The sequence below is a fragment of the Archangium sp. genome, assembly GCF_036277355.1.
Taxonomy (GTDB): domain Bacteria; phylum Myxococcota; class Myxococcia; order Myxococcales; family Myxococcaceae; genus Archangium.
In genome coordinates, this window is record NZ_DASUNC010000074.1 from 61,078 (window position 1) to 80,049 (window position 18,972).

At 69.7% G+C, this 18,972-nt stretch carries 13 protein-coding genes; 3 read left to right on the forward strand and 10 right to left on the reverse strand.

The features are described 5' to 3' along the window. Positions 1-158: 158 nt before the first annotated feature. The 6 genes from sppA to VFZ09_RS19565 form a co-directional block, all read right to left on the reverse strand. Positions 159-2,657 (reverse strand): signal peptide peptidase SppA, encoded by a 2,499-nt coding sequence (sppA, locus tag VFZ09_RS19540; protein WP_329729121.1) that lies wholly within the window; start codon positions 2,655-2,657, stop codon positions 159-161. 47 nt (positions 2,658-2,704) lie between these two features. After that, positions 2,705-3,928: a PEGA domain-containing protein gene (locus VFZ09_RS19545; RefSeq protein ID WP_329729122.1), complete on the reverse strand. Its 1,224-nt coding sequence runs from the start codon at positions 3,926-3,928 to the stop codon at positions 2,705-2,707. A gap of 33 nt (positions 3,929-3,961) precedes the next feature. Continuing rightward, a complete protein-coding gene (locus tag VFZ09_RS19550; RefSeq protein ID WP_329729123.1) occupies positions 3,962-5,416 on the reverse strand; it encodes a PEGA domain-containing protein in 1,455 nt (484 codons plus the stop codon). Positions 5,417-5,479: 63 nt separating this feature from the next. Beyond that, positions 5,480-7,417, reverse strand: coding sequence for a DNA topoisomerase IV subunit B (locus VFZ09_RS19555; protein ID WP_329729124.1), 1,938 nt, complete (start codon positions 7,415-7,417; stop codon positions 5,480-5,482). Between the two features lie 12 nt (positions 7,418-7,429). Continuing rightward, positions 7,430-9,814, reverse strand: coding sequence for a DNA topoisomerase IV subunit A (locus tag VFZ09_RS19560; protein ID WP_329729125.1), 2,385 nt, complete (start codon positions 9,812-9,814; stop codon positions 7,430-7,432). Between the two features lie 493 nt (positions 9,815-10,307). Continuing rightward, positions 10,308-10,982: a hypothetical protein gene (locus VFZ09_RS19565; protein ID WP_329729126.1), complete on the reverse strand. Its 675-nt coding sequence runs from the start codon at positions 10,980-10,982 to the stop codon at positions 10,308-10,310. Positions 10,983-11,123: 141 nt separating this feature from the next. Between VFZ09_RS19565 and VFZ09_RS19570 the strand changes: the two genes are divergently transcribed. Further along, positions 11,124-11,783 (forward strand): MBL fold metallo-hydrolase, encoded by a 660-nt coding sequence (locus VFZ09_RS19570; RefSeq protein WP_329729127.1) that lies wholly within the window; start codon positions 11,124-11,126, stop codon positions 11,781-11,783. A 6-nt stretch (positions 11,784-11,789) separates the two neighbouring features. Here the strand turns inward: VFZ09_RS19570 and VFZ09_RS19575 are convergent, their stop codons facing one another. Further along, entirely contained in the window at positions 11,790-12,521 is a 732-nt protein-coding gene (locus VFZ09_RS19575; protein WP_329729128.1) for a M50 family metallopeptidase, read from the reverse strand. 140 nt (positions 12,522-12,661) lie between these two features. Here VFZ09_RS19575 and VFZ09_RS19580 point away from each other — a divergent pair, with 140 nt between their 5' ends. Both VFZ09_RS19580 and VFZ09_RS19585 read left to right on the forward strand, forming a co-directional pair. Further along, positions 12,662-14,833, forward strand: coding sequence for a S46 family peptidase (locus VFZ09_RS19580; RefSeq protein ID WP_329729129.1), 2,172 nt, complete (start codon positions 12,662-12,664; stop codon positions 14,831-14,833). Next, positions 14,833-15,504 (forward strand): hypothetical protein, encoded by a 672-nt coding sequence (locus VFZ09_RS19585; RefSeq protein ID WP_329729130.1) that lies wholly within the window; start codon positions 14,833-14,835, stop codon positions 15,502-15,504. Before VFZ09_RS19580 ends, VFZ09_RS19585 begins: the two co-directional genes overlap by 1 nt. A 69-nt stretch (positions 15,505-15,573) precedes the next feature. Here the strand turns inward: VFZ09_RS19585 and VFZ09_RS19590 are convergent, their stop codons facing one another. The 3 genes from VFZ09_RS19590 to gspN all read right to left on the reverse strand — a co-directional run bounded on the left by VFZ09_RS19590 (position 15,574) and on the right by gspN (position 18,971). Further along, complete coding sequence (locus VFZ09_RS19590; protein WP_329729172.1) at positions 15,574-16,083, reverse strand: sigma-70 family RNA polymerase sigma factor; 510 nt, start codon at positions 16,081-16,083, stop codon at positions 15,574-15,576. 95 nt (positions 16,084-16,178) lie between these two features. Beyond that, positions 16,179-17,810, reverse strand: coding sequence for a sigma 54-interacting transcriptional regulator (locus VFZ09_RS19595; protein ID WP_329729131.1), 1,632 nt, complete (start codon positions 17,808-17,810; stop codon positions 16,179-16,181). Positions 17,811-17,981: 171 nt separating this feature from the next. Beyond that, the gene (gene gspN / locus VFZ09_RS19600; RefSeq protein WP_329729132.1) at positions 17,982-18,971 is read right to left on the reverse strand and encodes a type II secretion system protein GspN; all 990 of its coding nucleotides are present in this window, start codon (positions 18,969-18,971) and stop codon (positions 17,982-17,984) included. Position 18,972 lies beyond the last annotated feature (1 nt).

Genomic DNA, 18,972 nt, shown 5'->3' on the forward strand with positions numbered 1-18,972 from the left:
GGGACAGCTCGCGCCTGGCACGAGCCACCCGCCGACCGAACCGCCGGCCCCTGGAGCGTCCCGGCGGCCTGATGGCCCACCGGAAAGCGCTCCACAACATTAACAGAGGACCCGCCGGGTGCCCGGAGAATTTCGCTTCCCGTGTCCTCCTGGAGACGTCAGCGGACCCTCAGCGTGTAGGGCTGGACGGCCTTCAGTCCCGGCTCCAGCACCCAGGCCCCGTCCAGGCCCGCCTCGCGCACGAGCGCCTGCACCCCTGGCGGGAGGGCGGGTTGCACCACCGGCCCCAGGTTCAGCTCCGGAAGGGCCTCCGCGTCCACCCCGGGCTCTCCCCCCAGCGAGGAGAACAGCCCGTGCGCCTCGCCCTCCACCACCAGGTCCAACTCCTCTCCGGTGGGCACTCCGGCCCGCTTGCGCGCCGCCTCCACCGCGTCCACCAGGCCCCCCAGCCCGTCCACCAGTCCGCGCTCCTTCGCCGCGGAGCCCGCCCACACCCGTCCCCGGGCGATGGCATCCACCCTGGCCTTGTCCAGCTTCCGCTCCACGGAGACCTGGGTGATGAAGTCGTCGTAGGCCGAGTCCACCCAGGCCTGCACCGCCTTCTGTTCCGCCTCCGTCCACGGCCGCCACGAGTCGAGCACGTCGGCCATGGGCGAGCGGCTGATGGTCTCCTGGTTCACCCCCAGCTTGTCGCCCAGCAGGCCGCGCAGCGCGGGCTTGAAGTAGAAGACGCCGATGCTCCCCGTCAGGGTGGTGGGCGAGGCCCAGATCTCATCCGCGGCCATGGCGGCGTAGTAGCCGCCCGAGGCCGCCACGTCCCCCATGGAGGCGATGACGGGCTTGTGCTTCTTCGCCTCCAACACGGCGCGGTACATCAACTCCGAGGCCAGGATGTCCCCGCCGCCCGAGTCCACCCGCAGCACGATGGCGGCCACCTTCGGATCCCTCTGGGCCCGCTCCAGGGCGAGCGCCACCGTCTCCGCGCCGGCGATCGCCTCGCCCCCCACCAACGGCGGCTTGCGGCTCTTGCCTCCGGAGATGGTGCCCACCACCGGCACCACGGCGATGCGGCGGCGCCCCGTCCAGCGGCGCTCCCGCTCGTCCTTCGGCGAGTAGGTGGGATCGTACGCGGCCCCGGGCATCAGCTTCTTCAGCTTGTCCTCCAGCTCCTCGGGCAGCAGCACCCCGTCCACCAGTCCGAAATCCCTGGCCCGGGTGGCGGTGAGGATGCCGGCGCCCCAGGCCTCCCGGAGGCGCTCGGGGGTGATGCGGCGCGCCTTCGTCACCGCCGCCACGTCATGCGCCATCTGGTTGTCCAGGTAGGCCTCGACGGTCTCCCGCTGGGCGGGGCTCATGTCGCTGCGGGTGAGCTGCTCGGGGGCCGTCTTGTACTCGCCCACGCGCGCCACGTCCCAGGTGACGCCCAGCTTCTCCATCGTCCCGCCCAGGGACACGACGTGGACGGCCAGGCCGTTGATGAGCAGGGACGAGGAGGGCAGCGCGTACACCTCGTCCGCCGCCGAGCCCACGAAGTACTCCAGGTCATTCACGCTGTAGAGCACCGTCAGCACCTTCTTGCCGGCCGCGCGCATCCGCAGCACCGCCTGGTGCAGCTCCTCGGCCTTGCCCCAGTCCACGCCGGGCAGGCCGGACACCTTCAGCACCACGCCCTTCAGCCGGGGATCCTTCGTGGCCTCGTCCATCCACCGCGCCAGCCGCAGGTACGGGTCCGGCTCGGAGAAGCCGAGCAGCGACAGGGTTCCGCCCCGCTCTCTCAGCTCGTCATCCAGGTCCAGCATGGCCACCGTGCCCCCGCCGAAGTCCAGGGCCGGGTACTTCTGGCTGGAGAGCCGCACCGCCACCACATGGTCCATCCCGCCGCCCTCGGCGCCGCCACCCGCGTAGGTGAGGCCGAAGCGCGAGCTGTCCAGCGTGGCGGCCAGTTGCAGCGCCAGGGTGCGGTCGCCCCCGAGCCCATGCGACAGGCCCGCGCCCAGTCCGAAGCCGGGCACGACGGCGGCCTGCACCGTGTACGTGAGGCGCCCTTCGTCCCAGGCGCCCTCGGAAGCGAGGTAGTCCGCGCCCAACGTCACGCGCTCGCCGAAGGGCCGTACGCCCACGGCGAGGTTGTAGCGGCGGGGCAGGGTGAAGGGCCCCTCCATGGGGGCGTTCACATCCTTCACCACCGCAGCCACGGAGAGGAAGCGCGTGGGACGCACCGTGAGGCCCAGGTCGAAGCCGGACAGCCTGTCCAGCGAGGCGTCGCGCGAGGAGAGGGTGTGGTAGCCCACGCCCAGCGACAGCCTCCGCGAGCCGAGCGCCAGGCCGAAGGACGTCTTGCGGTAGTCCGGCAGCCCGCGTCCGCGCATCCACTCCATGCTGACGCCGGCACCCAGTCCGCCCAGCGTCGTGCCCAGGTAGACGCCGTCACCCAACTGGTCCCGCACCAGGTTGCGCTCGTGCAGGTAGAAGAGCTGCGCGGGCCCGACGAAGCGCAGGCCCGCCGGGTTGACGGAGAGCGCGGTGGCCTCGTCCACCAGCGCGGCGGAGGTGGGCGGCAGCGTCACCCCGCGCGGCGGCGAGGCGGGTTGGACGATGAGCCCCGTCTGTGCGAGCGCGAGGCCGGGGAGCAACAGCATCAGCGAGAGGGCACGCATGGCCCTCCGACTCTAGGCGCCGCGCTCCCGGGTACAAGCGCCGTGACTCACCAATCTTCGGTACCGTTCACTCCCTCCAGCGGATCGCCTTTCTTGGCCTTCTTCTCCTGGTCGCGCCGCTTGCCGCCACGGTCCTCGCGGTTCCACTCCTCCATGCCGTGGTTGTTCTCCAGTGGATCCGAGGACTTCACCCGCTTCTCCGTGCCGCCCTCGGCATTGTTCAGCAGGTGATTGACCAGCCGGGCCATCTCCGACTTGAGCTGGCCGAACTCGTCGCCCTGCAGCACCACGCGCCGCACGCCGAGCCGCTTGCCGTCCTTCATGTCGAAGAAGCCCAGCACCAGCTCCGTGGTGCCGCTGTCCGGAATGTCGCGCACCGTGCCCACGAAGCCCCGCTCCAGCCCGAGCGCCTTGCCCAGCCCGGCCACCGCCTGGCTGGAGGTCACGTTGGCGCGCATCACCTCGCTGGCCACCGAGTCCAGCCGGGCGTCATAGGCCTTGTAGTCGTCCGTGGGCTGCAGCGCGGCGCTCGCCTCCACGTCTTCCGGGCTCACCTCGAGCAGCTGCCCGTAGATGCGGAAGCCGGGGCGCTCCAGGCGCAGCAGGTGCTTGCCCACCGGCAGCGTGGACACCGTCAGCGGCGTGTAGCCCTTGAACTCGTTGTCGATGTAGACGCGCGCCCCGGCCGGGCGGGACTTCACCGTGGCCCCTCCGCGCAGCGCCGCGTGCACGCCCGTGGCCACCTGCACCCGGAGCGAGATGAAGTCGCGGCTGTAGCGCTTGGTGTCCAGCTCGTAGGTGGGGTTGAGCGCCATCAGATCCAACAGCGCCAGCTTCGTCTCCTCCACGTCACCGCGCTGGTACATCACCGCGGCGTAGAGCGCGGTGGCGTCACACAGCGGATTGCAGGAGGCCGTCATCGCCGGAGCCGCCTTCTGCAGCTCCTTCAGCGTGGCGCGGATCTTCAGCTCCGCCTCCTCGTACTGCTTCTTGTCGAAGGCGGCGAGGCTCTCCTCGTACCCCTGCTTGCCGCGCTTGAGCGCGACGAGCGCCTCGTCATCCTGCGGCAGGCCGAAGAGATCCTCGGGCTTGCGCAGGGTGTAGCCCTGGAACTCGGCCAGGGCCTCGTTCATGTAGCTCTCCATCTTCGGGCCGCTCGACTCGGCCGTGGGGTCCATGGGGACGAGGAGCGAGGTGATGCGCTGGGGCTTGGGAGGCGGGGGAGCCGCCAGCGCGAGGGAGGGGAGCAGCAGAAGCACAAGGGCTTTCATGACGTGGTCCTCGAGGAAGGGCCGTGGGGAGCGCTACCAACCAGCACCGAAGTTGCCGAGCCGGGCGCCCAGGGGTTTCTGGGGCTGGGATGCCAGCAGGATGCCCGCCGTGGTGGCCGCCGCCACGCCGCCCACCGCCGCCCAGAACCAGGGCTTCTTCATCACCGCGGGCAGCGCCACGGGCAGTGAGGGGCCGGGCACGTGTTGGCCGGTGAGGAAGGCATGCACCTGACGCACGGCGTCCTCGCGGCTACGGGGATCCTCTGGATGGAGCTTCACGCCGCGCAGGCGGTTCTTCTGCCGCACGTCCCAGGCATACAGCACGGCCTCGGCGCGGCCCCGGCGATCCTGCTCCACCCGGGCGAGCACCACATAGCGCGCGCCGAGCTTCTCGCCGAGCTCCGCCACTCCGGCTGGGAGCGTGTCGGACGTGAGGGCGCGGGAGGTGGACACGTCGGCGGCCAGGCGCCGTGCCTCGGCCAGGGCGGGGGTGGGCTCCAGCGTGGGGCGCAGCTCGCCGCGCTGGGAGGGCGCCACCGGCTGGAAGACGCCGAAGGGGACGTAACCGGGAAGGGTGAGCACCACGGGGTGGGGGCCGGGCGCGAGCTCCACGTCCTTCAGCGGCGTGGTGCCGAGGTTCTCGCCCTTCATCAACACCTGCGCACCGGAGGGCACCGAGTCGATGGTGAGCGTGCCGCGCGGCTGTTGGGAGAGGGCCACCTTCGCGGCGTCGAAGGCCTCGTGCACGTCCTGCCCGAAGAGCTCGGACTCGGGCTGGAGGGAGGGCGCCACGAGCTGTGCCCGGGTGAAGGCTTCCTGGGCCCCGGTGGTGTCTCCGTTGAGCAGCCGCGAGGCACCCAGGAACACGTAGACGCGGGCCAGCCGCTCCGGCTTCGTCTCCACCGGGTAGCGCTCGTAGAAGGCCGCCGCCTCGGTGAACTTCTTCGCCGCGGCCTCCGGGTCCAGGTTGTCGTAGAAGCCCTTGCCCTCATCGAAGAGGGCGTCGCCCTGCTGAAGGGACGCGGGGGGCGGAGGCGGGAAGAGGGCCGCGAGGTCCACCAGCCGCACCTCCGTCCGGGCGCCGAGCGCGGCACGCAGGTCGGTCTCGACGCGGGCGGCGGACGGGGTGGCGTCCGGCTTCGAGGGGACGGCCAGCACCGCGACGCTGCCCGACCAGGTGGGGGGCGCGGGCTGGAGGGCGGGCGCCGGAGCCGGAGCCGCGGGAGCGGCTTCCACGGGAGCGGCGGGGGCCGGTGCGAGCGTCGTCCGGGGGGCCACGGGCGCATCCGCGGCCGGAGGGGGCTCCTCGCTGGCGGGAGTCTCGGTGGACTCCCCGGCGGGGGCGCTCTGCTCGGCGGCGGGCGTCTTCTTCTTCTTCGCCTTGCGGGCCGAGGCGGACGAACCACGGCGGGGCGCGGCCTCGGTGATACCGGAGGCCGTGCCCAGCAGCAGCGCGAGCGAAAGGGCGAGGGGGGTCTTCAGTCGCACGGGGCACGATGCTAACCGAGCCAGGGGCCCGTGCACCATGCCCCGGCCGGGGCCCCTCGGCTCCTACACGTCCAGGTCCTCGACCTCGTTGGCGCTCTCCATGATGAACTTGAAGCGCGCGCTGACGTCCCGGCCCATCAAGTCATTGATGACCTGATCGGTGAGGAGCGGGTTGTCGATGGTCACCTTCAGGCTCTGGCGGAGCTTCGGATCCAGCGTGGTCTCCTTCAGCTCGTCCGGCGTCATCTCGCCCAGACCCTTGAAGCGCATGACGCTGGGCTTGGCGTTGCCCTTGGTCTTCTCGCGGATGATCCGATCCCGGTGGACCTCGTCGAGCGCCCAGTACGTCTCCTTGCCGATGTCCACCCGGAAGAGGGGCGGCTGGGCGAGGTAGATGTGGCCGTGCTCGATGAGCGGGCGCAGGTGCCGGTAGAAGAAGGTGAGCAGCAGCGTGGCGATGTGGTTGCCGTCGCTGTCGGCGTCCATCATCAGGAAGATGCGGCCGTAGCGCAGCTTGGTGATGTCGAAGTCACTGCCGATGCCACAGCCCAGGGCGCTGACGATGTCCGTGAGCTCCTTGTTGCCCACCACCTTGTCGGTGGATGCCTGCTCGGCGTTGAGCACCTTGCCGCGCAGCGGCAGCACGGCCTGGGTGCGCCGGTCGCGGCCCTGCTTGGCGCTGCCACCTGCGGAGTCACCTTCCACGAGGAACAGCTCACTCTGTGCCGGATCGGTCGAGGAGCAGTCCGCCAGCTTGCCCGGCAGGTTGAGCCGGTGGCTGACGGCCGTCTTGCGGCTGATGGCCTGGGAGGCGGCCCGGCTGGCCTCGCGGGCGCGGGCGGCCAGCGTGATGCGGGCCACCACCGACTCGGCGATGGACTTGTTGTCGTTGAGCCACTTCTCCAGCGCGGGGCGGATGACGCCGTCCACCTGGGCCGAGGTCTCCGGGTTGTTGAGGCGCCCCTTCGTCTGGCCCTGGAACTGCGGCTCCACCACGTACGTGGAGAGGATGGCCGTCACGCCCTCGCGGATGTCTTCCGCGGTGAGCGTGACGCCCTTGGGCGTGATTTCGTGCGTCTCCATGTAGTTGCGCACCGCCTTCACCACGGCGCTGCGCAGCCCCGCCTCGTGCGTACCGCCCAGGGGCGTGGGGATGCCGTTGACGTACGAGCGGATGTGCTCGTCCGTGGCCTCCGTCCACACCAGCGCGGCCTCCAGGCGCACCCCGTTGTCACGCGAGTGGTAGAAGATGGCCGTGCTGCCCGAGGGCACCACCGGCTTGCCGCGCTCGCCCACCACCTTGGACAGGTACTCGGCGATGCCGCCGTCGTGCTTGAACTCCTCCTTCACGTGCGGGGTGGCCGTCTCGTCCTTCCAGATGACGGTCATGCCCTTGTGGAGGTAGCTCTTCGCCTCGAGCCGCTCGCGGATGAGCTTCGCGTCGAACTTGAGCTTCTCGCCGAAGATCTCCGGATCCGGCTCGAAGGTCGTCGACGTGCCGGTGCCCCGGGCGGGCCCTTCCGGCTTGAGCTGGCTGGTGGGCTTGCCCTTGCTGTACGTCTGCACGTGGCGCTTGCCGTCGCGCTTGATCTCCACGACGAGCTTGCGCGAGAGGGCGTTCACCACCGAGCTGCCCACGCCGTGCAGACCGCCCGAGTGGATGTAGTTGCCCTGCTCGAACTTACCGCCCGCGTGCAGCGTGGTGAGGATGATCTCCACCGCGGGCTTCTTGAACTTGGGCATGATGTCGATGGGGATGCCTCGCCCATCGTCCACCACCGTGATGGTGCGGCTGTCCTTGTGGAGCGTGACTTCCACGGTGGACGCATAGCCGTTGATGACCTCGTCCACCGAGTTGTCGAGGATCTCCCACAGCAGGTGGTGATAGCCCGTGCCGTCGGTGCCGCCGATGTACATCGCCGGGCGCTTGCGGACCGGCTCCAGGCCCTCGAGGACCTGGATGTCCGCGCCCGTATAGGTCGTCTTCTTGGTCGTCGCCATGACAGTCTCCGGCTAGTCCTTCTTCTGCTCCGGCAGCGGGATGTAGAGGGGCGCACGCGCCACCTCCTTCACCGCGTCCTTGCGCGACATCTCGTGGCCCTTGCCACCGCGGCCCGTCACTTCGAAGCGGCCCGTGTGGAGGACGAGCTTGCGGCCCTTCTGGGTCTCGAAGGCGACCCCCGCCTCCTTGTTGCCCTGGGGGGCCACCACGAAGTCCACCACCCGGTCGCCCTCGTCCACCTTGATGACGGTGACGCCCTTGCCCGGGCCGGCCAGCTCGTTGATCTCCGCCACCTTGCACACCAGGGCGGCGGTCCGCTCGGTAAGCACGCCCACCAGGTCCTTGTCCTCCACCGGCTGCACGCCGACGATCTCATCGCCCTCGCCCGTCTTGGCGTAGCGGCGCCCGGCGCGGGTGGAGAGCTCCAGGTGCGGGGCCAGCGGGAAGCGCATGCCCATGCCCAGCTTCGTGACTCCCAGCAGCTTCTCCGGGCGCCACAGGCGGGTGTCGAGCGACAGCGCGGCGACAATCCGCTCGCCGTCGTCGAACTTGAACAGCTTCTGCACCGGGTCGCCGTACCCCGTGGAGGCCGGCACGTCGTTGAAGCGCGTGACGTAGGCGGTGCCGAAGTTGCTGAAGAGCACCAGGTTCGCCCTCAGGCTGCCGGCGAGCACCGTCATCACCGCATCGCCCTCGCGCAGACGGGTGGAGGCGGGATCCTTCACCTCGCGCACGCGCTTGATCCACCCATCGCGGGTGATGACGACGTGGGCGTCCTCGTCCGCGATGAGCGCCTCGGCGTCGAAGGTCATCTCCTCGGCGCCGCCGCGGCTCACCTTGGTGCGGCGCTTCTGCATGCCGTAGGCGGCCTTCACCTCGGCCAGCTCGTCCTTCACCGTGCCCCACAGCCGCGACTCGCTCTTGAGCAGCGACTCCAGGTCCTTGATCTGCTTGCGCTTCTCCTTCAGCTCGTTCTGGACCACGAGGATTTCCAGGCGGGCCAGCTTGTAGAGCTTCATCTCCAGGATGGCGTCCACCTGGATCTCATCGAGCTTGAAGCGGGCAATCAGCTTCTTGGCGGCGTCCTGCTTGCCCTCGGAGGCGCGGATGATGCGGATCATCTCGTCCAGGGCGTCGTAGACCTTCTCGAAGCCCTCGAGGATGTGGACGCGCTTCTTCAGCTCGTCGAGCTGGTACTGGATGCGCCGCTTGATGACCAGCAGGCGGAAGTCCAGGAAGTACTGGAGGATCTCCTTGAGCCCCAGGCGCTTGGGGGTGCCGACCTCGGGGTTCTCCGGGTTGGGCACGAGGCAGGTGAGGTTGACGTTGAAGTTCGTCTGGAGCGGCGTGTTCTTGTACAGGTACGCCATGGCCAGCTCGTGGCTGGCGTCCTTCTTGAGCTCCAGGACGATGCGCACGTCCTTGGTGGACTCGTCGCGCACGTCCACGATGAGCGGCAGCTTGCGCTCGCGGACGATCTCCCCGAACTTGGCCACCAGCGTGGACTTGTTCACCGTGTAGGGGATGGACGTGATGACGATCTGCTGGCCACCGCGCTTGAGCTCCTCCAACTCGTACTCGCCGCGCAGACGCACGCTGCCCTGGCCGGTCTCGTAGATCTCCTGCAGCTCCTTCTGGGAGTTGAGGATTTCACCGCCGGTGGGGAAGTCGGGACCCTTGACCCACTTGAGCAGCTGCTTGACGGTGAGGTTGCTGTCGTCCACGAGCGCGGTGAGCGCGTCGCACAGCTCCGCCAGGTGATGGGGCGGGATGTTGGTGGCCATGCCCACGGCGATGCCCGTGGTGCCGTTCATCAGCAGGTGGGGAACGCGCGAGGGAAGGACGATGGGCTCGGTGCGCGTGCCGTCGTAGTTGGGCCGGAAGTCCACCGTCTTCTGGCTCAGCTCGTTGAGGAGCTCGTCGGAGAGCTTCTCGAGGCGGCACTCGGTGTAACGGTAGGCGGCGGCGGCGTCGCCATCGAGCGAGCCGAAGTTGCCGTGGCCGTCCACGAGGGGGTAGCGCAGGGAGAAGTCCTGCGCCATGCGCACGAGTGCATCGTAGATGGCGGTGTCGCCGTGCGGGTGGTAGGGGCCCATGATGGCGCCGACGACCTGGGCGCACTTCTTGTACTTGGCGTCGTGCGTGAGGTTCAGGTCGTTCCACATGCCGTAGAGGATGCGGCGCTGAACCGGCTTGAGGCCGTCACGCACGTCGGGCAGGGCGCGCGAGGTGATGACGGAGAGGGCGTAGTTGAGGTAGCGGCGGCGGGCCTCATCGGCGAGCGCGGCGGGCGTGGCACCACCGCCACCGCCTCCCGCGGCCGAGGCGGTGCCATCGCCACCGCCACCCGAGGCCCCCTGCTTCTTCCGCGTCTTGTTATCCGCTTGTGCGAGCATGCTCATGTGTTCAGGTCAGGACCGTCCGTATCCCTCTGGAACGCGGGGCGCGGCTCGCGCACTCCGGGCCCGGGACGGAAGGTGATGAGCCGGCGGGAGTAGCACGGCCCACTGTGAAAGGGAACAAATTCGAGGGGTTGCGACGCCTCGGGGGTGGGGTTTCTATACATATGTTCAGGTTTTGGGGCCAGGAAATCGGGTCATGGAGGGCCTCGAAGGTGGGGTCGCCGCGCTCGCCTGCCTGGGTTGGGACCGGGACGACGGGTGGGCTCGGAGCCGTACGGAGGGTGGGAGGAGGAACCCGCCTGGAGGGCATGGACCCGCCTCCCACGGCATGGGCGGATACTGCCTCGGGGGTCTGACACAACCTGCGTGGTTCACCCACCCGGCAGGACATCAGGCGAGCGGAAGAGCGTGAGCATGGGCCTTCCGCCCTCCTGCCGAGGATGTGTGCTCCGTCTCCCTTCCGTCTCCCTGAGAGCTCGCCGCGCGCCTACTTGCTCTCGCCCCCGACGCGCCGACCGCCCTGGCGTGCCGTTCCCCAGCCGCCGCGGCGGAAGATCATCACCTTGCTGTTCGCACTGCCGCTGAGCATGCCGGGGAGGGTGGCCTGGACCGCCTTGCCGCCGGGCGGGTGATACACGACGCGCGCCTTGCGTCCCGAGGGCACGTTGTTGCTCGCGTCGATGAGCAGGAACACGGTGTTGTCCTCGATGTGGACGCGGTCCGGGTCGCGCAGGTGATCCAACTCGGCGATCAACTCCCCCTGCTCGAGGGTGCGGGCTCCGTCCGCGAGCTGCCTCACCTTCACGCGCACGTAATGGTCCGAGCTCGCGCCGGACATGTCGCGCGTGCCCTGGACGATGATGGCCAGGTCCGCGCCATTCTCGGGGGCCTTGTCGGAGAGCTTCAGGCCCGAGCGGGGGTTGGCATCCGTGTCGAGCAGGAGGGTCGCGTTGGCGCAGCGCGAGCCGCACTCCTGGCCGAACGGGGGCTTCTGGAAGCGCAGCCGCAGCGCGAAGTCACCGCCCTGGGGGCCCACCGTCGCGTCCACCACGACGGGACGCTCCTCGTCCGCCGAGGGCGTATGGCGGAAGGTGGCCCGGTCCTTGGCCATGGCGCTCGTGGCGAGCAGGGTGAGGGCCAGGGGGAGCAGCGGTCTCTTCAAGGGCGTCTCCTCGACGGGGGAAGGGGGCCGCATTCAAATGCGAAGCGCTGTTCCTCCTCAAGGGCTGCCCCCCGGCCCGCCCGTGGCGCATAGAATGGAGGGCCGGACGCCGTGATGCAGTGCGCCGCCTGGAGGATGCCGATGGAAGCTCTGTACGTGCGCCAGTTGAAGCTCGGGACGATGGACAACTTCGTGTACCTGGTGGGCCCGAAGGACTCGGACGAGGTGTTGGTGGTGGACCCCGCGTGGGACGTGCCCGCCATCGAGAAGGCCCTCGTGGAGGACGGCAAGCGCCTGGTGGGCGCCTTCGTCTCGCACTGCCACGGAGACCACACCAACGGCATCCCCGAGCTGCTCTCGAAGCATGACGTCCCCGTGTACGCCCAGCGCGCGGAGGTGGACTTCTCGGCGGACCTGCGCGATCTGGCGTCGGGGGCGCTGCGGCCGCTCGGGCCGGGGGACACCCTCACGGTGGGCGGACGGAACTTCCAGGCCCTGCACACCCCCGGGCATACCCCGGGCTCGCACTGCCTGCTGGCCCAGGACGCGCTGGTGTCGGGCGACACCGTCTTCATCAACGGCTGCGGGCGGTGTGACATGCGCGGGGGAGACCCGGAGGCGATGTACCGCTCGCTGTCCCAGGTGCTGCTCAAGGTGCCGGACAGCACCCGGCTCTTCCCCGGGCATGACTACGCGAGCGTGCCGGTGGCGGCCATGAGCGACGTGCGCCAGCACAACCCGTACTTCGCCTTCCCGGACGTGGCCTCCTTCGTGGCCTACCGGATGCGCCCGAGGCGCTGAGCGCCCCTAGCGGCGGCCGGAGAGCAGCGAGCTGCCCAGGCCCTCGGGTTTCGCGGCGCGCAGGGACCAGCGGGCGAAGAGGCCGAGCAGCGCGAGCGAGGCGAACGACCAGATCGCGGCCCAAGCCCACGAGGGCAGGGGAGTGAGGTGGGCGAGCCGGGCCGCGTCGCTGACGGAGTGGGCGGCGCCCTTCCACAGCTCCGAGCGCAGATCGACCGCCACGTAGAGGGCGGAGAAGGCGGCGAGCAGGAGGTTGAGCATGTCCACGCCCCCATCCGGGAGGTACTTCGCCGCGAGCCCCAGCACGAGCGCGGTGCCCAGGCAGAAGGCCAGGGTGATGCCGTCGCCCGCGTAGAGGACGCCCATGACGGCGAGGCCCCCGCACGCGGTGACGAGCACGAGGCGGCGCATCCGGAAGCGGTAGGTGGCCAGCAGCAGGAAGGCTCCGGCGAGCGCGCTGCCCACGTAGCCGGCGGAGTACACGGCCACCTGCGCCATCAGGCCCTGGGGCAGGTGGGACAGGCAGGCCCCCGAATCGGCCGCCGCCAGCGTGACGCGGTCCACCGCGCCTCCGGCCAGCAGGGTGGCGAGTGCGTGACCGCCCTCGTGCATCATCACCACCAGCAACTTCAGGGGCCACACCACGGGGGAGTCCCAGAAGTACCAGCCCGCGCCCAGGAGCACGAGCAGAAGGGCCACCCGGCCAGAGTCCAACTTGGAGCCGCTCGAGGTCTGCATGCGGGTCCCAGAACACGCCTGCCCCCGGGTTCTTCCAGGGGTCCACGCACTCGGACTGGGACGGCAGGAGGGTGGGCAGGCGTCACGGATGTCCAAGACGGTCGCCTGCGGGCGGAAGACGCGGTAGGGAGGGGAGCACGATGAAGAAGACGCTCCTGCTCCTTTCACTCGTGGCTGCCCCGGCCCTGGCCGGGGAAGGGAAGTGGACCCCCCAACAGGTCCTCGAACTCGACCCGGCGTGGCTCAAGGCCCAGGGGCTCCAGGTGCCGCCCGAGCGGCTGTGGGATCCCAAGCGCGGCACGGGCCTGCTGGCCGGCACGGTGAACGTGGGCGGCTGCACGGGCGCCTTCATCGCCGAGACGGGCCTGGTCATCACCAACCACCACTGCGTCTTCTCCATCATCCAGGAGCACAGCACCACCCAGCGCGACCTCATCACCCAGGGCTTCCTCGCGAAGAGCCGCGAGGAGGAGCTGCCGGGCAAGGGCTCGCGCATCCAGGTGCCGCGCAGCTTCAAGGACGTGACGAAGGAGATGTACGCCGCGGTGCCCGCGGGCGCGGATGATCTCACGCGTCAGAAGGCGCTGGAGCGCAAGGAGAAGGAGCTGGTCGCCGAGTGCGAGAAGCGTCCGGCCACGCGCTGCCGGGTGGCCAGCTTCGACGGCGGGGTGCAGTTCGTGCTGAGCGACTCGGTGGAGCTGGCGGACGTGCGGCTGGTGTACGCGCCGCCGCGCGCCGTGGGCGAGTACGGGGGCGAGGAGGACAACTGGATGTGGCCGCGCCACACCGGTGACTTCTCCATCGTCCGGGCCTACTCGGCGCCGGATGGCTCGGCGGCGAAGTACGACACGAAGAACGTGCCCTACAAGGCCGAGTTCTTCTTCCCGCTGGCCACCGAGGGCGTGAAGCCGGACGACTTCGTGATGGTGCTGGGCTACCCGGGCACCACCTACCGCACGCTGCTGGCCGAGGAGATGGCCGAGCGCCAGGCGCGCTTCTACCCGCGCGTCATCGACGTGTACGGCGAGCTCATCCGCATCCTCGAGGAGGAGGGCGAGAAGGATCCGGCGGGGAAGATCGCCGTGGCCTCGCACCTCAAGGGCATGCACAACCGCTACAAGAACTCGGGCGGGCAGCTCGCGGGGCTCAAGCGTGGGCGCATCGTGGAGAAGCAGCGCGAGTCCGAGGCGGCGGTGGTGGCCTGGGCGGAGAAGCGCAAGGAGTACGCGGGTGCACTCGCGGCCCGCTCGGAGCTGCTGTCCCTGCAGGCGGCGCGGGCGAAGACGTTCGAGCGCGAGTTCCTCCTCGACACGGTGCGCGGCGCGGTGAAGGCGCCGGCCCTGGCGGTGCTGCTGGCGCGGCTGTCTCAGGAGCGGGTGAAGCCGGACCTCGAGCGCCGGCCCGAGTTCATGGAGCGCGAGCTGCCCCGGCTGGCGGACCGGCTGGAGCGCGAGCAGAAGAACCTCTTCACGGCCGCGGACAAGCGGATGTTCCTCGCGCTGGTGCGGCGGGCGCAGGGGCTCGGCGAGGGCGAGCGCATCGCGGCGATCGACAAGCACTTCGGCAAGACGTACGACGCGAAGAAGGTGTCCGCGAAGCTCGACACCCTGTACGCGAAGACGAAGGTGCTGAACCTGGCCGAGCGCCAGAAGATGGCCGGTGAGACGGAGGCGCAGCTCCGGGCGCGGAAGGATGCGCTGCTGGACTTCGGGTTGGATCTGTCGGCGGAGGTGGTGGCGCTGGAGGAGCAGCGGGATCGGCGCGCGGGCGCGACCACGCGGCTGATGCCCGAGTGGCGCCGGGCGGTGATGGCGCACGCGGGCAAGCCCATTGCTCCGGATGCCAACAGCACGCTGCGGGTGTCGTTCGCGAAGGTGAAGGGCTACACGCCTCGGGATGGGGCCTTCTACACGCCGCAGACGACGCTGGCGGGCGTGATGGAGAAGCACACGGGCCAGGAGCCCTTCGACGTGCCGGCCAAGGTGGCCGCCGCGGCCGAGGCGAAGAAGTACGGGCCCTGGGTGGACGCGCAGTTGAAGGACGTGCCGGTGAACTTCCTGGCGGACGCGGACACCACGGGCGGCAACTCGGGCAGCCCCACGGTGAACGGCAAGGGCCAGCTGGTGGGCGTCAACTTCGATCGCGTGTGGGAGAACGTGGCGAACGACTTCGGCTACAACCCGGACGTGGCGCGCAACGTGAACGTGGACGTGCGCTACGTGCTGTGGCTGTTGGATCAGGTCGAGGATGCGGACGGGCTGTTGCGCGAGCTGGGCGTGCGCAAGGACCCCAAGGCCCAGGAGCGCCGCTGATGACGGACGGGGCCGGGAGCAACCCGCCGCCCCTGCCGGTCTTCGGACCGGAGGAGAAGGTGTGCGGCAACTGCAAGCTGTGGGCGGCGCACTCGGTGGATCACCGGGGCTGGGTGGGCGTCTGCCGGTTGCAGGCGGAGCGGGGGTTGTTCCCGCCCTCGGCGCCGCTGTGCAACAAGTTCCTGCCGCGGGGCGTGGCGGCCAAGGCGCTGCCCCCGGACTCGTCGCGGCGCGAGCGGACGGTGCGCGGCGTGGGGCCGGTGGTGCGGCGGCGGGAGCGGGACCCGAACGAAGTGGTGGACCTGGAAGGCCTGGAGCTGAACATGACGCGCGCGGAGTTGATGGAGCTGATCCGGGAGGCGGTGGGCGAGGGCGGTGAGGCGCCGCCGCTGGCCAACAAGTGGGAGGGTGGCAGCATCAAGCTGGTGCCCGGCAAGTCGGACGTGCAGGGCAAGGACCTGCCCATCGACGCCTTCTTCCACAAGATCGTCATGGTGCGCGACAAGCTGCGGGTGATGGAGCAGAAGCTCAACGCGCACCCGAAGCTGACGGACGCCGAGAAGGTGGAGATGCAGAGCTACATCACCCGCATCTACGGCTCACTGACGAGCTTCAACCTGCTGTTCCGCGACAAGGAAGACCACTTCGTGGGCTCCAAGTCGGAGGACTGATGGGGTGAGGGTGCCACGCATCCCGGGTTGCGGACCGTGGCACCCCCCCGTACTTTCACCACCGCGGCTTCACGGCTGCTGACCGCGCTCCTCCAGCTCGGCGAGGGCGCGCTGCCGGCCCCGGTGCAGGGCGCTCTTCACGGTGCCCTCCGGGATGCGCAGCATGGCGGCGATCTCCGGGTAGCTGTAGCCGCGCATCTCGCGCAGCCACAGCACCTGGCGCTGCTGTTCACTGACCTTGTCCAGGGCCTCCTCGAAGTGACGCTGCATCTCGGAGCCCACGGCCTGGGCCTCCGGGGAGGCCGGGCTCTCGGGCTCGTGCTGCAACCGCTCGCGGCGCCTGCGGGCCCGCAACCAGTTGATGCTGCTGTTCACCATCACACGGTGCAACCACGTGGAGCACGACGAGCGGCCGTCGAAGCCGCTGGGGCGTTGGGCCAGCCGGGTGAAAACGTCCTGCACCACATCCTCCGCCTCGTCCGCATCCCCCACGATGCGGCGTGCGATGGCCAGTGCCCGTGTGCGGTACTGGCGGTACAGCTCGGCGAAGGGAGGAAGGGCGATGACCGCGGCATCCATCATGTATGCCTCCTGAACACCCTCATCGGATGTCTGGAGGTGGGAACGAATGGGCCGCGAAAAGGATCTAAAGGGTATGAAAAGCGGGAGCGGACCTACTCCGTCTCTTCTTCCTGGCGGGTGAGGCCCCACTCCTTGAGCCGTTTGAACAAGGTGGAGCGTGCGACTCCCAGTTCACGCGCCACACGCTCGCGGTTGTTGTTGCAGCGGCGCAGGGCGGCCTCGACGATCTGCCGCTCCAGCTTGAGGAGCATCTGCTCCAGCGTCATGCCGGGGGGCAGCTCGGGCACGGACACGCCCGTCTCGCGGTTCACCTCCTGGTCGAAGGTGATGTCCGGGGCGTCGATGGCGTCGCCCTTGCGCAGCAGCAGGGCGCGGTGCACCACGTTGCGCAGCTCGCGGATGTTGCCGGGCCAGCCGTGCTGCTGGAGCCGCTCCATGGCGGCGGGGGTGAGGCGCACCGTCTGGCCCCGGGGCGAGTACATGCGCAGGAAGTGCTCGGCCAGACCGAGGATGTCACTGCGCCGGTTGCGCAGCGGCGGCAGGTGCAGGGGCACCACGCACAGGCGGTAGTACAGGTCCTCGCGGAAGCGGCCGTCGCGGGAGGCCGCCATCAGGTCGCGGTTGGTGGCGGCCACCACGCGCACGTCCACGTTGGACGGCTTGCTGGCGCCCACGCGTTTGATCTCCCCGCTCTCCAGGGCGCGCAGCAGCTTGGCCTGCAGGTCCACGGGCAGCTCGCCGATCTCGTCGAGGAAGAGGGTGCCGCCATCGGCCTCCTCGAAGGCGCCCTTGCGCGCGTTGGTGGCGCCGGTGAACGAGCCCTTCTCGTGGCCGAACAGCTCGCTTTCGATCAGCTCCTTGGAGATGGCGGCGCAGTTGACGGGGATGAAGGGCTTGTCGGCGCGCTGGGAGCACGCGTGGATGGCGCGGGCCACCAGCTCCTTGCCGGTGCCGGACTCGCCGAGGATGGCCACCGCGGCGGAGGACGGGGCCACGCGCTCGATGAGGTCCACGAGCTGCTTCACGGACGGATCCGCGCCGATGATGCCGTGGAAGGACAGCTCCTTGCGGGCCGGGGTGATGGGCTCGAGGACGAGGTCCGTCTGGCCCAGGCGCAGCGTGGTGGGCAGCCCCACCTGCACCTCGAAGACGCGCACCGGCCCCAACCAGGTGCCGTTGGTGGAGTTGGTGTCCAGCACGTGGAAGTGGCCATCGCGCCGGGTCACCTTGAGGTGGCGGCTGGAGATGAACGAGTCCTGGATGACGAGATCGCAGGACGCATCCTTCCCCACGGTGAAGCTGTCGGCGTTGAGCTTCTGGACGGTCTCGTTGCCACCCTGCCGGATGCGCACCTGGGCGGGCTGCCAGCGCGACGCGGAGTCGCGGGGCTGGAGCTCCGTGCGGTCGCCCACCTCGGTGGCGGCGTCGGACTGGCCGCTGCCGTGGAGCCGGAACACGGCGCGCCACTGGCCGAGCGTGATGTCCGCGCCATCGGCCAGCTCGCCCTTCTTCATGGAGGCGCCGGCCACCTGGGTGCCCTTACCGGACAGGTCCTCCAGGGTGCAGCGCTGACCGTCGAAGACGAGGGCCACCTGCCGGCGGCTCACCTCGGGGTCGGGGATGACGACGTCGCTCTTCTCGCCGCGGCCGAGCACCATCCGCTCGCGCCCCAACCCCACCCGCAGCACCTCCTCGCCTCGACGAAAGAACACCAGCTCCGGCATCGACGAACCCTCCCTCAGAAGTCAGTTGCGGGGACACTCCTAATCCGTGGAGCGACCGGCGTGCAACCCTCCGGGATGATTTTTGAGGTAGTGTTCTGGGAGATGACTCGCGGCGTCGTCCACCTGGGAGACCCGGACCGTCTCCCGGTCCGGGTCCGCCAGCGCGGGGGACTAACGCATCGGCGACTGCTGGCGCGAGGGGCCGAAGTTGGGACGGTTGAAGAAGCCGCCCAGGTGCGCCACGCGGTACTTCGGATCGCTCTTGTCCGGGGGCAGGATGGACAGGCCCGCGCCCATGATGCCCAGCCGCTTCACGAACTCCGGCTCGGCCTTCAGCTTGAACTCCATGTCCGGCTGGCTCACGTCCAGCCGCTGGCCGAACTTCACCGTGCCCGAGCCGAGGATCTCCAGGTCCTCGCTCCGGGCCTGCAGTGCCTCCACGGTGCCCAGGCCCTTGTCGATCTTGATGCGCGCGTCGATGTCACCCAGCGCGATCTTCGGCAGGTCCATGGGGGTGGGGGTGCCGTACATGGGCACCATCACGTTGCCGCCCTGGATGAGCAGGCCCTTGGTGTCCAGCGCGATCTGTCCGTTGGCCTGGCTCAGGTCCGGCTGGCCGCGCGTCTTGGGCAGGGTGAGGTCGAGCGAGCCGTTGAGCTTGCCCGTCAGGTCCACCCCGCTGAAGCCCTTGAGGTTGCCCTCGGAGGTGTCCAGGTCCGACAGCTTCACCGCCACGCGCATGTCGCCCAGGGCGCCCACGTTGCCGCTGAGGCTGCCGCCCAGCAGGTCCGCGTGGAACGCCACCCCGAGCGGCAGCAGCGCGGGCCGCACCGCCACGGAGTCGACGATGAGCGGCTCGCCCAGCTCCTCGGGGCCGGGCAGCATGGGGGTGTTGCTGGCCAGCATGCCGTGCAGCTCGGGCGTCATGCCGTTGGGCACCTTGCTGATGCGCACCTGGGTGGCCGTCAGCCCGCGCAGTCCCGGCCGCAGCGAGCCGATGCGCAGCGCGTACCCCGCGTCCGCCGCCGCGTCCACGGCGCGCTTGCGCAACGTATCGTACGGGAACGTGAGGAACAGACAGACGATGAAGGCCACGAGCGAGAACGCACCGTAGCCAAGGGCGAGCTTCCAGCGGGCGATCTTGGTCGTCTCGGCAGCCATG

Bases quoted from the DNA above. Each gene is read 5' to 3' on its own strand.
- VFZ09_RS19585 (WP_329729130.1), top strand. From the start codon at position 14,833: ATGACGGACGGGGCCGGGAGCAACCCGCCGCCCCTGCCGGTCTTCGGA.
- sppA (WP_329729121.1), bottom strand. From the start codon at position 2,657: ATGCGTGCCCTCTCGCTGATGCTGTTGCTCCCCGGCCTCGCGCTCGCA.
- VFZ09_RS19570 (WP_329729127.1), top strand. From the start codon at position 11,124: ATGGAAGCTCTGTACGTGCGCCAGTTGAAGCTCGGGACGATGGACAAC.
- VFZ09_RS19575 (WP_329729128.1), bottom strand. From the start codon at position 12,521: ATGCAGACCTCGAGCGGCTCCAAGTTGGACTCTGGCCGGGTGGCCCTT.
- VFZ09_RS19590 (WP_329729172.1), bottom strand. From the start codon at position 16,083: ATGGATGCCGCGGTCATCGCCCTTCCTCCCTTCGCCGAGCTGTACCGC.
- VFZ09_RS19560 (WP_329729125.1), bottom strand. From the start codon at position 9,814: ATGCTCGCACAAGCGGATAACAAGACGCGGAAGAAGCAGGGGGCCTCG.
- VFZ09_RS19580 (WP_329729129.1), top strand. From the start codon at position 12,662: ATGAAGAAGACGCTCCTGCTCCTTTCACTCGTGGCTGCCCCGGCCCTG.
- VFZ09_RS19595 (WP_329729131.1), bottom strand. From the start codon at position 17,810: ATGCCGGAGCTGGTGTTCTTTCGTCGAGGCGAGGAGGTGCTGCGGGTG.
- VFZ09_RS19555 (WP_329729124.1), bottom strand. From the start codon at position 7,417: ATGGCGACGACCAAGAAGACGACCTATACGGGCGCGGACATCCAGGTC.
- VFZ09_RS19545 (WP_329729122.1), bottom strand. From the start codon at position 3,928: ATGAAAGCCCTTGTGCTTCTGCTGCTCCCCTCCCTCGCGCTGGCGGCT.
- gspN (WP_329729132.1), bottom strand. From the start codon at position 18,971: ATGGCTGCCGAGACGACCAAGATCGCCCGCTGGAAGCTCGCCCTTGGC.